Raw genomic sequence first — 14,128 nt, 5'->3', positions numbered from 1 at the left:
TCCATCAGGTATCGTATGGAGATCTCCCCGATAGCCCGCCTCCTCCTGGAGGGGCGCTACCTCCTCCCGGGAGAGACGCCGGCCGGCCTCTTCTCCCGGGTCGCCGACGCCGTGGGCGGGACGGCACGGTCCCGCGAGTTCTTCTCGCTCCTCTCGGCCCTCCTCTTCCTCCCAAACTCCCCGACCCTGATGAACGCGGGCACTTCCGCCGGGCAGCTCTCGGCCTGCTTCGTCCTTCCGATGGAGGACACGCTCGAAGGGATATTCGGGACGCTCGGCCACATGGCGCTCATCCACCAGTCCGGGGGAGGAACCGGATTCTCGTTCTCCCTTCTGCGGCCCCGGGGCGACGCCGTCAACGGGGTCACAGGCGCCGCGACCGGGCCGGTCTCGTTCATGCGGGTCTTCGATGCGGCGACCGGAGCGGTCAGGCAGGGCGGCCGGCGCCGGGGGGCGAACATGGGGGTGCTCGCGGCCTCCCACCCCGACATCGAGGAGTTCGTCACCGCAAAGCAGGAAGGGGGCCTCTCGAACTTCAACATCTCTGTCGGCGTCGACGAGCGGTTCTTCCGGTGCCTCGCGACGGGGAAAGAGTACGACCTCATAAACCCCCGCGACGGCAGTGTCTGGAAGAGCGTCGACGCCGGATCGCTCTGGCGTCTCATCGCCGCCTCCGCCTGTATCTCCGGCGAACCGGGCGTGCTCTTTCTCGACGAGATCAACCGCCAGAACACCACCCCGCATCTCGGCCGCATCGAAGCGACCAACCCCTGCGGCGAGCAGCCGCTCTACCCCTACGAGAGCTGCAACCTCGGAAGCGTCAACCTTGCCCGGTGTGTCAGGCAGCACGACCTCGACGAAGACCTGCTTATAACGGTCGTCCGGTGCGGCGTCGACTTCCTCGATGCGGTCATCGACGCGAACCGTTTCCCCCTCCCCGAGATCCGGGAGAGGACGCTTGCGACCCGCAAGATCGGCCTCGGGGTCATGGGGTTCGCCGAGGCGCTCATACGCCTCGGAATACCCTATGAGTCGGAGGAGGCACTCCGGTTTGCCGGGAGCCTGATGGAACATATAGAGGAGATGGCCCGGGAGCGGTCGGAGGAGATCGGAAAGGAGATCGGGTCGTTTCCGGCGATCGAGGGCTCGATCTTTTCGGGAGAGATGCGGAACGCCACCGTCACCACCATCGCCCCCACAGGCTCGATCCACCTCATCGCCGGGACCACAAGCGGCATCGAGCCGGTCTTCTCGTTTGCCTACGACCGGACGATCGACGGCCGGCCGGTCAGCATCGTGAGCGACCTCGTCGCCGGGTTCCTGCCCCGGACCGCCGGCGGGAAGGACGTCGCGGAGCATGTCCGCCGTCACGGCACGGTCGCCGGCCTCCCCCTCGACGACCATGCCCGCGACCTCTTCAGGACGGCAACCGAGATCGCACCGGAACACCACGTCCGGATGCAGGCGGCGTTCCAGAAACACGTGGACAACGCCGTCTCGAAGACGGTAAACCTGCCACAGAGTGCAACCGTCGACGAGATCGCCTGCGTCTTCTCCCTTGCCCACGACCTCGGGTGCAAGGGCACTACCGTCTACCGCTACCGGAGCAGACCCGACCAGATATTCTCGCTAGGGTGCGATGTCTGCCTGATTGACGGATGACCATGCCAAATAATATATAACGAGAGCTGAAAGGTACAATGCAATGAACGGTGGGATATGTCCGACCTGCGGACTGCCAAAAGAACTGTGTATCTGTGAAGAAGTAGCCAAAGAACAGCAGAGAATCAGCGTAAAGATAAACAGACGTCGGTATGGAAAAGAAGTCACGGTCATCGAGGGCCTCGACCCCTACGACATCGATCTCGAAGACCTCTCCAAGTTCCTGAAAGCGAAACTGGCCTGTGGCGGCACGGTCAAGGACTCCTCGATCGAGCTGCAGGGCAACCATCGCGAGCGGGTGAAAGACCTGCTCGCCCAGAAAGGATACAACATGGAAAATATCAGTTGACCGGGTTGTCCTCTATAGAGGACCCGGACATTTTTTTTGCGAAGACGCTGCACCCTGGAGGTCGACCCATTCCCGAACGGCAGACACTATAATCAGCAGAGAGGTGCAATAGTGGGAGTGGACGACCTATGGTGATGAGATGTTCGTTTGCGCTCGATCCCGACCTGATGGATCAGATCGATCAGTTTGCCAGGGATCACGCGTTCGACAGAAATGAGGCGATTCTCGAGTTGATCGAGGCTGGCCTTGCCTGCAAGGAGGCGGGGATGGCGACAGTCCGGCAGCCGCGATCGTTCGAGGAGTTGAACCGGCTCCAGCAGGAACTCGAGGGCGTCAAAGAAGTTCTTACCGAGCTCCGCAACGAAGTCCGGCTGGTCCACCACACGATCGAGACCGACTGGAACAACGAGGCGAAGGGCGTTCCGTTCCAGACGAAACACCCCTGGGAATTCTGGCGGAAGTAACCCCGGTTAGCTGATGATGTTCGCGATGTTCCGAAACCCTTCTCCCTGCTTATCATCGCAGAGGATTGCTTCGACCTTCGCCATATCGATATCGGGTGCGTCGCGGCACCGGCTGCAGTAGGCCCGTGCCGGCGACGGCAGTTCTCTTCCCCCGATCATGACACGGGCGGAATGGACGCAGAGTCTGCACTGGTCGACGGGGACGCTCTCTTTTTCCGTACACTGGACCCGGCCCCGGATAACGGGAAGACGCCGGGGTTCACTCATAGGCCTCGACCCGGTAGCCGGAACGCCCGAGGATCGCGGCAACCTCGCTCTTCCAGGCGATCTCGTCGTCGGTCGCGAGCGGTGCGACCCCCTCATCCCAGCACCGGGCGAGGTCGGCATCCCCGGTGACGAGGCTTCTCCTCCCCTTCACCTTCCCGGCCTCCTGCCCGCCGGAATCGAAGATCCGCATGGTGCAGCAGACGTAGGAACGGCAGATCAGCGGACGGCTGTTATGGATGGTGCAGATGTATTTCCCCTCTTCCCCGGGAAGGCCCCGGAGGAACGGGCACCAGGCCGGATGTCTATCGTTCTCGGCGGTATCCCTGAAGGCGTCGAGGAACCGCTCCTCGACCCGGGCGCGGAACGTGCCGCCGACGACCTTCTGCCGGCAGAGGAAGTCGCGGCTGGTGAGCCGCTTTTCGATCTCGATGAGCGCGTCTCCTGCGTGCATGCAGCACTTCCCGCAGAGTGTACATTCGAATGCCGTCATTTCTGTAGATTCTTTGCATACCGGAGGATAAAGGTTGGGAACGGGTGCCCCGTGCTGCCCCAAGGGTTAAATCGATACGCATACAATGGAGTGGCATGAAGGTGTGCATTATGTGCGGAGGGGAGGGCACACGGCTCCGCCCCCTCACATTCGGGCGTCCTAAACCGTGCATCCCGATAGTCAACAAACCCTCGATCCAGCACCTGGTCTCACACCTCGCGAACCTCGGGTTTAACGACGTGGTGATCACGCTCGGTTACATGAGCGAGTCCATCGAGGCGGCCCTCGGGGACGGCTCCCTCTTCGGGGTCAACGTCACCTACGTCCACGAGAAGACGAAACTCGGAACGGCGGGGAGCGTCAAGAACGCCCAGAAATACCTTGAAGAGCAGCCGTTCCTGGTCGTCGGCGGCGATCACGTAGTGGGCCTGAACCTGCTTGAATTTTACCGCGAGCACCTTGGCAACGACTCGATCACCACGATAGGGCTCATCAGCATCGACGATCCCACCGAGTACGGGATCGCCGAGATCGACGCCGATTACCAGATCAAGAGGTTCAAGGAGAAGCCGAGCCCGGGGGAGATCTTCTCGAACCTGGCGAGTACCGGTATGTACGTCTGCGACCCGGAGATCTTCGACCATATCCCGACCGGCGAGAAGTTCGACTTCGCCCGCAACCTCTTCCCCGAACTGATGGAGCAGGGTTACCCCCTTAAAGCCTGGCTTGCCCGCGGCAACTGGTCGGACGTGGGAAGCCCGAGGTCGCTTCGCGAAGCCGAGCGGTGGAAATTGCAGGATATCGGGTTCACGAACATCTCCGGCGACCTCTATATCAAAGGCGCCCGGATCCTCGGCCCGGTGCAGATAGGGAGCTCGGTCTCGGTTGCGGCGAACTCCCGGGTGATCGGGCCGGTCTCGATCGGCGCCGGGACGATCATCGAGGAGAACGTCGTCATCGGACCGTACACGAGCATCGGAGAAGGCTGTATCATCAAGAACAGCGCAAAGATCTTCTCCTCGTCCATCTACAACCGGGTGGTGATCGGGAGCGACAGCACTGTCAGCGGGAGCATCATCGACAACGATACGCTCGTCGGCAGCGGGTGCAACATCGAGCACGACACGGTCATCGGGCCGCGTGCGGTGCTGAAAGGCGGTGTGGTCGTCCACTCCGGGACCCGGCTCTGGCCGGAGGTGATCATCCCGGAAGGGACGGTCGTCAAAGAGCACGTCTTGAACGAGGACTACGATACCCGGACCGAAGGGTCTTAGGGTATCCCCGATCATTTTTTCCTCCGGGCTCGCCGGGGTACTGTCACCCTGTATACGGCCCGGTTCCCGGTTTCCCCGCCTTACACTCCGAGGTTCATGACGATGAGGTCCGAGCCGTCAACCCCGTGGGCCATGACCACGACGTCCACCGGCGTGCCGTTGTTTAAGACTCCGGTCCCTGTCCAGGCGGCCTCCGATCCTTTGGCGGCCGAAAGCCCCCCGGGCGGGTCGACCGTCGCGGCAAAACCGCTTGCGGTGCACGCGGAAGCATCGGAGACGTCGACTCCGTTCATCATGACCGAGAACGGCTTCCTGTGGTCGAAGATGGTGGCGGGAGGCCCTTCGCGAACCGTGAGGACGATTGCGTCGGGCGCGGTGCGTTCGGCGGAGACGAGGGTCGTCATCAGCGCCGTTCTGGGGTTTACGTCGATCATCCCGACATCGAGCATTGCATGGGCGGCGAGCGGGGGGAGAACCACGATGACGAGGATGATGGCGGCCGTGGAGCAGAGGAGGAGCCGGGATGTCGCGGCCCCCTCGTTCGGTCCGGCTGCTCTCTCCCGGATGAACGAGATGACGAAGGCCCCGAGGGCGGCGAGGGCCGCCATAGCGAGGCCGATGGCCAGGAGGGGGAGAGCGTGGTTCGCGAAGGGAAAGATGATTGCAGCAAGGATGTCGGAGAGCTCAGGAGCGTATCCATGCCCGAAAATCGATGTGATCTGGGAGTGAAGGTAGTTGACCAGAATGGCCACGCACCCGGCGATCCCGCCCGCAAGGACGGCAAAGTCCCTCTTCATCCCGCTCTCCCGCTGCAGGGCGACCGGGAGCATCCCGGTAAGGAGGAGGGAGAGAATGCCGAGTACCAGGCCCTGGAACGTACCGATGGTGTCGAAGAGTCCGTGGTTGTAGCAGACGATCCCCCCCCAGAACCATGTATGGACGTAGGTCGGGAGCACCACCAGCAGTCCGCCGCCGACGAGGCCGGCGAAGAGCGAGGAGGGGAGGAGGCGTCTGAGGTTCTGCAGGGTCGTCTGGCGGTCGGGTGTCATGGATCTACACTGAACGTATGGTTGCCGATAACTGCCTTTACCTTTCCGGAATTCACCTGCAGGGTGGTGACGTTCACGGCGATTCACCCCCCCGCCCCGCCGCTGCCTGGACTGCGTAGATCACCACCGCCCACGCGGCGGCAAGGCAGAACCCGAGGGCTATCCAGACAAGAGGGGAGAGCCAGGGGGCAGGACGCAATCCCTGCCAGACGGCAAGCATCATCATGAGCGGGTAGATGAGGATGCCGAAGACAAGGGTGCCCGAGACGAGAACAGCCCGGAAAGGCCGCTTCAGGGGGAGGTAGCGCCTGAGGAGAAGGTACGGCGCGATCGCCCCGAGACCGATGAGCGTGAGGGCCGACAGGAATACCATGAGGTTCAGCAGGGCATCGAGAAGAGTCGATACGCCGAGAGGCTCGCTCGTGGGGAGGTAAAACGGCGGGATTGGCATCCATGTCGAACCGGTCAGGTAGGCGGAGATGAGGGAGAGGAACAGGAGGACGGCGGCGAGGAGCAGAACCGCAGCCACGAGTCGCCTTTTTTGGGTCTTCAGTTCGGTCAGCGCACCCGCAAAGAGGAGCGCGACGGAGCACCCGAAGAGGAAGGGCGTCAGGAGGAGGATGCCGGCATACCGGATCATCTCGGAGATGTAGAGGAACGGTTCCGCCTCCGGCATCCGGTTCAGGGGTACTTCCTCGTCGAGCCCCTCGCCGGGAGCCCGGATCGCCGACGGGGATAGCCGCTGTGCGATCAGCGCTTTGAGGGACCTGTCCGGGTCGGGGCCCATGGTGTTGTATGTCCCGTAGTAGACGATGAAGAAGTCGTTGCTCCTGCCGTCGTCGAACGGCCTCTCGTAGGTGAGGATGTAGCCCCTCGTGGTCTTGTCGACAAAGAGCCAGGCGGGGTATTCCCGCTCCGCGTCGGAGCGCTCGAACCCGGTGGCAAGGAGGTGGTCGCCGAGATCGAGCGTCGTCTCCGAAATTTCTCCGAAACTTTTCAAAGATTCGAATGCCGTTTTTTTATCGCTTCTGAACGTCCGTTCGTTCTCGTACCACCACTGTTCGACGATGTATCTCTCCTCCGTGTGTTCCCGGGTGTATACTGTACGGTATACCTTTCCGGAGAGAGGGGAGAGCGAAAGAGGGCTACCTCCAAGACAGGTTTCGTCGATGAGATAGTTGCCTTCGATCGTGGGGACGGTGGACCACGGGTATTCGAGATCCCCGGGCCCCTGGGGGACGAACCACCCCCTCTTCAACCAGGGATTGGGGTTCGAGTGATCGTAGCCCGTAAGAAAAAATCCGGGGTCGAGATACCCCGGGACGAACCAGACGAGGAGGAGGCAGAGGAGAAGCAACCCGAAGACCCGGGCCTGCTGCGGCGGGTTGCCGCCCCCCTTCAGGAGATGGCGGACGACCAGGGGGATGGAGAGCACCGCCGCCCCGGCGACCCCGAGGCAGAGGACGGAGAGGGTCGAGAGGGAGAGGGAGAGCCAGGGGATGAGGGACGGCACGGGATCGACCATAAAGATCGCCGCCGCCAGACTGGGGAAGAGGAGGATGCCGAGCGCTGCCGCGGCGGCATACGGCCGCTTCATCGGGACGTACCGGTCGATGAGGAGGATGGGCGCGATCGTCGCGAGAGCGAGGAGGGCGATGCCCGAAAGGGAGATGGCGGCGCTCATCAGGACGTCGACGGCGGGCGATAGGCCGAAGTAGGCCCACCCGGGAACGTAAAACGGCAGTATCATCTGCATCGATCCTGCAAGATAGGCGGGGACCAGGTAGAGCAGGAAGAGCGCGACGGCCAGGGCGATTACCCGCCCGCCCGCTCCGGTCTTCCTCCTCACCAGTGCGAGGAGGAGTGCCGCGGAGCACCCGAAGAGAACGGCCGCGAGCAGGTATACGCCGCCGTATTCGAAGATGATGAACGGGTAGGTGTTGCCCCCGCCGAAGAGTTCCGGCGCGAGAAAGCCTGGAAGGAACCAGATGAGCGATATGCAGAGCAGGTAGAGTCCGGCGATCGCCGCCGGGTGCGGCGGCTGTTCCCTGAGGTAGTTTCTTGTCCAGCGGGTGATGGTTTCTCGTATTCCTCTCATCTCGACGCCCCGTTCAGGCCTCCATGCCCCTTCTCGTCCGCGAATAGGCATGTCGGCTGCGAAACGGTCTTCTTGAGGTGCCTTCAGAGCATTTGAGGTCCACTGGCCCCCTGAATCAAGAGCGGCCGTTTCTGGTTGTTCGAAATGCTATTTAATGTTACATATACTTTCTGATATATTCAAGCAGGTTAAGTAGACCTTATGCGAATTTGACGCCTGTCACCGGCGCACCGGGGCGAAATCCGCCTGGGACGACTACGGCAACCTCGGCATGACCGTTCGCTACTACGACTCGGGCGGCTCTTGCGACTCCATGGTCAGCGATCTGGTGGTCTCCGCCCCGGTCCTTCAGTTCACTCACGCGGGCGGCCAGATCGGGATGTGGAACCATGATTCGGGTATCCTGAGCGACAACGACGGCGATGTGACCTATACCCTGCGGTTCTACCAGGATATCGATACCGACGGCGACGGCATCCCCGACTGGCTCGAAGTGGCCGGCTGGTGGGACGGCTTCGGGAACCGGTACTTCACCGACCCGTACAGCGCTGATTCCGACGGCGACGGCCTGACCGACGGCGAGGAGGCCGGACAGATGGTCCTGGTCAACGGGAAGATCTACTTCATCCTCGTGAGCGACCCGAACAGCGTCGACGGGGATGGGGACGGGATCAGCGACGCACTCGAACTGGACGAGTTCGGTACCGACCCGCTGGCGCGCGACTCGGATCACGACGGCCTGACCGATGCCTACGAGCTGGACAACGGTACCAATCCCAATAATCCCGATTCCGACGGCGACGGCTGGGTCGACGGCAAAGACGGCGAACCTGGCGATGCCGACACGCACGAGTACAGCGCCGGGCGCGCAGCGGCCGAACTGGTCCTCGGGTTCACCCTGGGCGCCTACGCCGAGGAGAACCACGACAACGTCTACTACCTGATCGGCTCCTCATTGAGCGGAATCGTCTTTGTCGGCGACATCCGGGACGCCGGGGTGTACATCTCCCAGGGGGACAAGCAGATGGCGCTCGTCTGCCTCGTCGGGCTGGTTCCCACGGGTGGTGATGGAGCACGGTACATCTCGAAGATCGGGAAAGAAATGGCCGAATACTCGGCGGAAAATGCTGCCAAAGTGTCCGCGAAGATTGAGTTCCGGCGCACGGCCGTTGAGGCCATCCAGAAGAGCGGTGCGGGTGAGGTGGAGAAAGTCGCCTTGCTCGACGAAGCGTTCCTGGGGCTGGGGACAAGAGTTGTCAGAGCAGCGGATGGTGTTACTGCCGATGACGTGCTTGATCTCGTTGGCGATGAGACAAAGAAACTCACGCCAACCGAGATGCTGCGAGTGACCAAACGTGGGGACGGAACTGCTGTCTGGCTGGAGGAAGGTACACTTGACTCGGCTGGTGGTGAGGTTCTGGGAACCGTATATGACAATGGTGGATCCGGATGGGTTCATATCCAGAATAATCACATCTACTATCATGGTACCAACCAGTTTAGAGATGTCTTCGGCCCTGTGTATGAGGATCAGGATGCAATAAAGAATCTTATCCTGGATGGGGCGAAGAATGGGCAAAAGATTAATGATAACGGAGTCTACCACTACGTGGAGCCGAATTCTGGGGAAATATTGTTGTTGATTATTGGAAGTAATGGCTATATTGTAACGGCACACCCCTTGAGGATGAACTAACATGATGGATGAGTTGAAGGAAAAACTCAAATTTCCAACTTTTATTCGGGGTACGGTACCTGATGCTGTATATCTAGATAGCGTCTACACACAGCTTGTTCTTATCGAATTTGCTAGCGGGCAAAAGGCATACGTCTTTGATGGTGCCTTCGAAGGTCATATGCTCTGTACCCCTGATATGATTGGGGGGATTAGAGAAGTCATCTTGGCCATGTTAGTATCATCTCTGGAAAAAATGGAGGCCGCTGAGAAAAGTGTAGATGCACCATTAGACCTTCAAGGAGATTACGCCGGACCTGACCTCGACATCAATGGCTGCATAGAAGAGATCATCATTCCAGATGACCCTAAAAGAGCTGAACGATGGCACGGTGCCATCGTCGATTTTGAAGCTGGAAGGATGCTAATTGACATTGATAAAAAAAATTCCTACCTCCAACTCGATGTAGGAGACTACGTTCACGCTTACGGCCGTGTAGACCTCCGGGGAATTGAGTAGACTTTACCCCGGTATTTCTTTTTTGTACGATTTTCATCATAACTTGTATCCAGCAGGAACTGCTGACTCTCAGAGACCTTTTTGGGCATCCCCGTCGGCTTTCACCGGGTCGACATCCTCAAGAGCAGCTACGCCCTGCTTACCATGACCTCGCGCAGCGTGGCTCCGGCTGGATCGACGGCAAAGACGGCGAACCGCTTGATGCCGACACATACGAGTACAGCGCCGGGCGCGCAGCGGCCGAACTGGTCCTCGGGTTCACCCTGGGCGCCTACGCCGAGGAGAACCACGACAACGTCTACTACCTGATCGGCTCCTCATTGAGCGGAATCGTCTTTGTCGGCGACATCCGGGACGCCGGGGTGTACATCTCCCAGGGGGACAAGCAGATGGCGCTCGTCTGCCTCGTCGGGCTGGTTCCCACGGGTGGTGATGGAGCACGGTACATCTCGAAGATCGGGAAAGAAATGGCCGAATACTCGGCGGAAAATGCTGCCAAAGTGTCCGCGAAGATTGAGTTCCGGCGCACGGCCGTCGAGGCTATTGCAGAACCTTTGTTTGGGATGGCTTCTAGGCCTTCCTATCCTCGATATTAACCGGAGGCCGGGCTCGCAGCCTCCGGGCTGAAAACCCCGGGGTGCCCCCGACGGGAGGGGTGCCTGTCACCCGTGCCGCACGAGCCGGTGCGTCAGCGCGACGAGGGGATGGCGGGCGTAATCGAGCACCTTGATGTCGTCGAGCGTTTTGAGGTTCAGCGTCCGGGCCGTCCGCTCCATCCCGAGCTCGATGTTCTCCCGGACCTCGATGATGTAGGCGTCGAGGTTCTTGATCCCGAGCCTCTTCGCCGCGATCGCCCGGTGGTGGCCGTCGACCAGGATCCAGCGGCCCGGCCGCCTGACCACGATCAGGGGTTCGGCAAGCCCCTTCTTGATCTCGTACATCCTCCCCTCCAGTTCGTCCTCGTAGATCTTCGACTGGGTGGGCAGGAGATCATTGATCGGGACCGAGCCTCTTCGTAAGGCCGGCTCGACCCCGTAGAGTTTTTTGAGGGTCTCGATGAACTTGAAGACCTTCTCCGGCGAGACGTGCTCGATCTGGGACCTGATGACGTCGGCGTTCGACATGATCCCGATGAGCTCGTTTTTGTCGTTGACGACCGGGAGTTTCTGGATGCCGGAGCGGAAGATGACACGGGCGGCGTCGTTCACGCTCATGTCCGGGTCGGCGACGATGAGGTGGCGGGACATCATCTGCTCTATCGGCGTGGACGGATGGGCGAAGAGGAGATCCCGTGCCGATATGTAGCCTACCACTTCTTTCGAGTTCTCCACGACCGGGAAACCGTCGTGATGCGTCTTTTTTATGGTCTCGATGACGTCGCGGACTGTTCCGTGGGCGTTGACGGTGACGACGTCGTAGGTCATGTAATCCTTGACCTTCTTCTTATCCATCATGATAGTGTCACGCTGGCCCGACATGAAATGTTCGGTCAAACCCGGCAAAGTCCCAAAAAATGGTTATTCAATGGGGATCGCGGTCCCGGTCTCGGTCGGCGCCTTCTTCAGCCGGACCTCGAGAACCCCGTTCTTAAACGTTGCAGCGGCACTCTCGTCTGCCACTTCCGCCGGAAGCAGCACCGTGCGGCTCATCAGCCCGTAGATGCGTTCCCGCATGAAAAAGTCCCGGCTCTCCTCCTCGGTCTCTCCCGTCCGCCTGCTGGTGATCTCCAGGTGCTGGGGATCGATGAGCCGGACGGCGACGTTCTCCTTCTCGACGCCGGGGAGGTCGGCAACGACGATCACTTCGTCCTCGTGGTCGCGGACATCCACGCGGAAGTCGCGGACCGCCGGGACGACCCGGCCCCGGACTTCCTCTCCGCGTGAACTGATCCCCCCGAGCAGGGACTGGAACCTGCTCTCCATCTCGGCCATAAGGTCGTCGAAGTCCTGCCAGATTGTCCGGTATGGCCCTCGTTCGATTCTTGCCATCGTAATCACTCCTGTAGACTCGGATCGCCCCGGGTGAGCGGGTCGCCCGAGGCTAACCTTAAGGTAGTGTCGAAACGATATAAATTTATCTTCGGCCTCTCTCCTCCCCTCTAGAACAATACCATTTTATTTCACCAAACGGCGAATTGTACGTGTAATGAAAAAGACACAGCAGAAGACCTCGAAGGACGACAATGCCCCCTGGATGAAATGGGCCTATGTGGGGATTGCCGTTCTGGTTGCGGTTGCCATGGTCGGCACCTACCTCGCCCCGATGTTCGAGAAGAAGGCAGCCGCCCAGGTAGGAAACATGGCGGTGATCGACTACACCGTTCTTGCCGAGGACGGGCGCCCCCTCATCACGACCGACCAGAACCTCCTTGAGAGCGAATACAAGAAGGGGAACGTCGTCCTCCTGACCCAGCGTCTGGAGATGCCTGTCGGCGGGCAGGTCTCAGGCGAGAATATTGCCGTTATCCCTGTCTTATACCCGGAGATCAGCGGCTTCTCGGGATTCGGTCTGCTCGGCTTCGAGACCAACGCCATCTCCGTGGGGCTCGTCGGGATGCGGCCCGGCGAGACGAAGACCATCAGCTTCTCCTACGGGGAAAACGAACTTGCCATGAACCTGAGCGAAGAGGATGCAGACGGGATCGGCCTCAACTTCACCGGGACGGAGGTGGGCGAATTCGTTCCGCTCGGGCTGACGGCGTCGCCGGATATTCCCCTCGGCAACGAGACCAATGAGAGTCCTGCGCTGCGCTTCGGCAAAGTCACCGCCAAGAATCCCGACTCGATGACCATCGCGCACCGCTACGGCAGCGCCCGGGTCACGCTCGGCGTCATAACGGGGTGACGGCACCCCCACACTTTTTTATAATCTCCCCGCGACCTGCCGTACATGGCGGTAAAGGTGATCAGTTTCTACCAGGAAGGGTGCATGGGGTGCAAGGAGCAGACCCCGATCCTCCTCGAGGCAGCGGCGGATCTCGGGATCGAGATAGAAGAGATCGATGCCGTGAAGAACCCGGAGTATATCCAGAAGTATAACCTCCGGGTGACGCCGACGACCCTTGTCCTCGATGGCGACGAGATCAGGGAGCGGATGGAAGGGCTCGTCCACAGTGAAGACCTCGAGGCCGCAATCCGGCGCCACCTCCCCGAGCCCCTGCCCCGGTGAGAGATCACCGCCTCTGGTAGCGTCCCTCGAGGTACCCGTAGATCCGCTTCACCCTGCGGGCCACCGTCTTCCAGCCTTCTTTCCGGATGACCGGGCCGTCGCGGAGTTTTATGTGCGAGATCCGGATCCGCCGGCCTGCAAAGGTGTAGGACTCCCCGACGACAAACTCGTCCTCGCCGTCGGCGGTCTGGTAGAGCGGGAGGGTCGTGCGCCCGGTATGGATCGACGCCTTCACCACGACCTGCTCGATCCCGCGGGTCCAGAGGGTCGTCACTTCGTCGGCCTTCGCCCGGCGGACCCGCCTGGCTCCGGCCTCGATGCCGGTGACCTCGACCCCGAAGACCTCGTCTCCGCACTCCGCGACGATCCGGTCGCCGAGGGCGACAACCTCGTCCTCGAACATCTCGACGCTGCAGACCATTGATTCGGTCTCCTGGCTCACGATGGCCTTGATGGTGAGGATCTCGGGCTCGGGGGGTTTCGGCACCCGGTGGACCTGGCCGCACTCGCAGCACTGGACCACCAGATCGGCGGCTTCCCGGAGAACCTGATGTTCGCACTCCTCTTTACAGACGGGGCAGACGATGCTAATCATTCATTAGCAATAGCATCCCTCTCCTAATAAGCATGAAGGCGAGGGATATCGTGCGGGCGCGGGGGCACCCGCTGGTCCGGGGAACCCATCCGACGACGTTTGAGGTGACGAAAGACAAGACGCTGACCGAGACCGGGGACTGCATCATCGGCGTCGCCGCCGACAGGGGCGCCGCCGACCTCGACTCCGGTTTCAAAGCGCTGCTCCGCGACGATCGGGCGGTGCTCACGACACGGCTTACCGCGGGCGGCGAGACCGTCGAGGTGACGTCGCGGGGCAGCGCGGCGTTCACCCTGGATCACCCCGCCGACCTCGTCTGGCGGCGGAGCGATTTCGTCTCCGACCGGACGGTGGGCATCCGTTCCGACCGGGTGGCGGCGACCCTCCCCCGGGAGTTCATCGAGGCGCTCCGGCGAGAGGAGGAACTCGTCGTCGAACTCGAGGTGGAGATTCCCTAGGGTTCTGAACGGGACCTGTCACCGGGCGCCCCGCATCCCGTCCCGGATCTCGCCGAGGA

17 protein-coding genes are annotated in these 14,128 nt (G+C 61.1%); 10 read left to right on the top strand and 7 right to left on the bottom strand.

Features of this window, described 5'->3' with window-relative positions; genetic code table 11:
• Positions 1-15 precede the first annotated feature (15 nt).
• The 3 genes from MEMAR_RS09860 (at position 16) to MEMAR_RS09850 (ending at position 2,475) form a co-directional block, all read left to right on the top strand.
• The gene (locus MEMAR_RS09860; protein ID WP_011844833.1) at positions 16-1,662 is read left to right on the top strand and encodes an adenosylcobalamin-dependent ribonucleoside-diphosphate reductase; all 1,647 of its coding nucleotides are present in this window, start codon (positions 16-18) and stop codon (positions 1,660-1,662) included.
• Positions 1,663-1,705: 43 nt separating this feature from the next.
• Positions 1,706-2,011, top strand: a complete 306-nt coding sequence (gene yciH / locus MEMAR_RS09855; RefSeq protein ID WP_011844832.1) for a stress response translation initiation inhibitor YciH — start codon at positions 1,706-1,708, stop codon at positions 2,009-2,011.
• A 128-nt stretch (positions 2,012-2,139) separates the two neighbouring features.
• Positions 2,140-2,475 carry a hypothetical protein gene (locus MEMAR_RS09850; RefSeq protein ID WP_011844831.1) on the top strand — a complete coding sequence of 112 codons (336 nt, stop codon included), beginning with the start codon at positions 2,140-2,142 and terminating at the stop codon, positions 2,473-2,475.
• A gap of 6 nt (positions 2,476-2,481) precedes the next feature.
• On the opposite strand, the gene MEMAR_RS09845 is transcribed toward MEMAR_RS09850, so the two are convergent.
• The gene (locus MEMAR_RS09845; protein ID WP_011844830.1) at positions 2,482-2,742 is read right to left on the bottom strand and encodes a hypothetical protein; all 261 of its coding nucleotides are present in this window, start codon (positions 2,740-2,742) and stop codon (positions 2,482-2,484) included.
• Positions 2,735-3,232 carry a YkgJ family cysteine cluster protein gene (locus MEMAR_RS09840; protein WP_048063827.1) on the bottom strand — a complete coding sequence of 166 codons (498 nt, stop codon included), beginning with the start codon at positions 3,230-3,232 and terminating at the stop codon, positions 2,735-2,737. The genes MEMAR_RS09845 and MEMAR_RS09840 overlap by 8 nt, the downstream gene beginning before the upstream one ends.
• A 95-nt stretch (positions 3,233-3,327) precedes the next feature.
• Here MEMAR_RS09840 and MEMAR_RS09835 point away from each other — a divergent pair, with 95 nt between their 5' ends.
• Entirely contained in the window at positions 3,328-4,506 is a 1,179-nt protein-coding gene (locus MEMAR_RS09835; protein ID WP_011844828.1) for a sugar phosphate nucleotidyltransferase, read from the top strand.
• 80 nt (positions 4,507-4,586) lie between these two features.
• On the opposite strand, the gene MEMAR_RS09830 is transcribed toward MEMAR_RS09835, so the two are convergent.
• Both MEMAR_RS09830 and MEMAR_RS09825 read right to left on the bottom strand, forming a co-directional pair.
• Complete coding sequence (locus MEMAR_RS09830; protein ID WP_011844827.1) at positions 4,587-5,555, bottom strand: hypothetical protein; 969 nt, start codon at positions 5,553-5,555, stop codon at positions 4,587-4,589.
• 73 nt (positions 5,556-5,628) lie between these two features.
• Positions 5,629-7,653 (bottom strand): hypothetical protein, encoded by a 2,025-nt coding sequence (locus MEMAR_RS09825; protein WP_011844826.1) that lies wholly within the window; start codon positions 7,651-7,653, stop codon positions 5,629-5,631.
• Positions 7,654-7,924: 271 nt separating this feature from the next.
• Between MEMAR_RS09825 and MEMAR_RS12515 the strand changes: the two genes are divergently transcribed.
• From MEMAR_RS12515 to MEMAR_RS09810, 3 genes are all read left to right on the top strand, one after another.
• Positions 7,925-9,349, top strand: a complete 1,425-nt coding sequence (locus MEMAR_RS12515) for a hypothetical protein (protein ID WP_011844825.1) — start codon at positions 7,925-7,927, stop codon at positions 9,347-9,349.
• 1 nt (position 9,350) lies between these two features.
• The gene (locus tag MEMAR_RS09815; protein WP_011844824.1) at positions 9,351-9,848 is read left to right on the top strand and encodes a hypothetical protein; all 498 of its coding nucleotides are present in this window, start codon (positions 9,351-9,353) and stop codon (positions 9,846-9,848) included.
• Positions 9,849-10,168: 320 nt separating this feature from the next.
• Entirely contained in the window at positions 10,169-10,444 is a 276-nt protein-coding gene (locus tag MEMAR_RS09810; protein ID WP_048063826.1) for a hypothetical protein, read from the top strand.
• 66 nt (positions 10,445-10,510) lie between these two features.
• On the opposite strand, the gene MEMAR_RS09805 is transcribed toward MEMAR_RS09810, so the two are convergent.
• On the bottom strand, positions 10,511-11,299 hold the full coding sequence (locus MEMAR_RS09805; protein WP_011844822.1) for a CBS domain-containing ParB/RepB/Spo0J family partition protein: 789 nt from the start codon (positions 11,297-11,299) through the stop codon (positions 10,511-10,513).
• 66 nt (positions 11,300-11,365) lie between these two features.
• A complete protein-coding gene (locus tag MEMAR_RS09800) occupies positions 11,366-11,836 on the bottom strand; it encodes an Hsp20/alpha crystallin family protein (RefSeq protein WP_011844821.1) in 471 nt (156 codons plus the stop codon).
• 157 nt (positions 11,837-11,993) lie between these two features.
• On the opposite strand from MEMAR_RS09800, the gene MEMAR_RS09795 reads away from it, so the two are divergent.
• Positions 11,994-12,692 (top strand): hypothetical protein, encoded by a 699-nt coding sequence (locus MEMAR_RS09795; RefSeq protein WP_011844820.1) that lies wholly within the window; start codon positions 11,994-11,996, stop codon positions 12,690-12,692.
• Between the two features lie 45 nt (positions 12,693-12,737).
• The gene (locus MEMAR_RS09790) at positions 12,738-13,016 is read left to right on the top strand and encodes a thioredoxin family protein (protein WP_011844819.1); all 279 of its coding nucleotides are present in this window, start codon (positions 12,738-12,740) and stop codon (positions 13,014-13,016) included.
• A gap of 4 nt (positions 13,017-13,020) precedes the next feature.
• On the opposite strand, the gene MEMAR_RS09785 is transcribed toward MEMAR_RS09790, so the two are convergent.
• Positions 13,021-13,611: an HVO_0476 family zinc finger protein gene (locus tag MEMAR_RS09785; RefSeq protein WP_011844818.1), complete on the bottom strand. Its 591-nt coding sequence runs from the start codon at positions 13,609-13,611 to the stop codon at positions 13,021-13,023.
• 32 nt (positions 13,612-13,643) lie between these two features.
• Between MEMAR_RS09785 and MEMAR_RS09780 the strand changes: the two genes are divergently transcribed.
• On the top strand, positions 13,644-14,069 hold the full coding sequence (locus MEMAR_RS09780) for a DUF371 domain-containing protein (RefSeq protein ID WP_011844817.1): 426 nt from the start codon (positions 13,644-13,646) through the stop codon (positions 14,067-14,069).
• Positions 14,070-14,128: the final 59 nt, after the last annotated feature.

The organism is Methanoculleus marisnigri JR1, from assembly GCF_000015825.1.
Lineage (GTDB): Archaea > Halobacteriota > Methanomicrobia > Methanomicrobiales > Methanoculleaceae > Methanoculleus > Methanoculleus marisnigri.
Note: the sequence above shows the minus strand (reverse complement) of the source record. Positions and strands in the feature narration are given on the sequence as shown.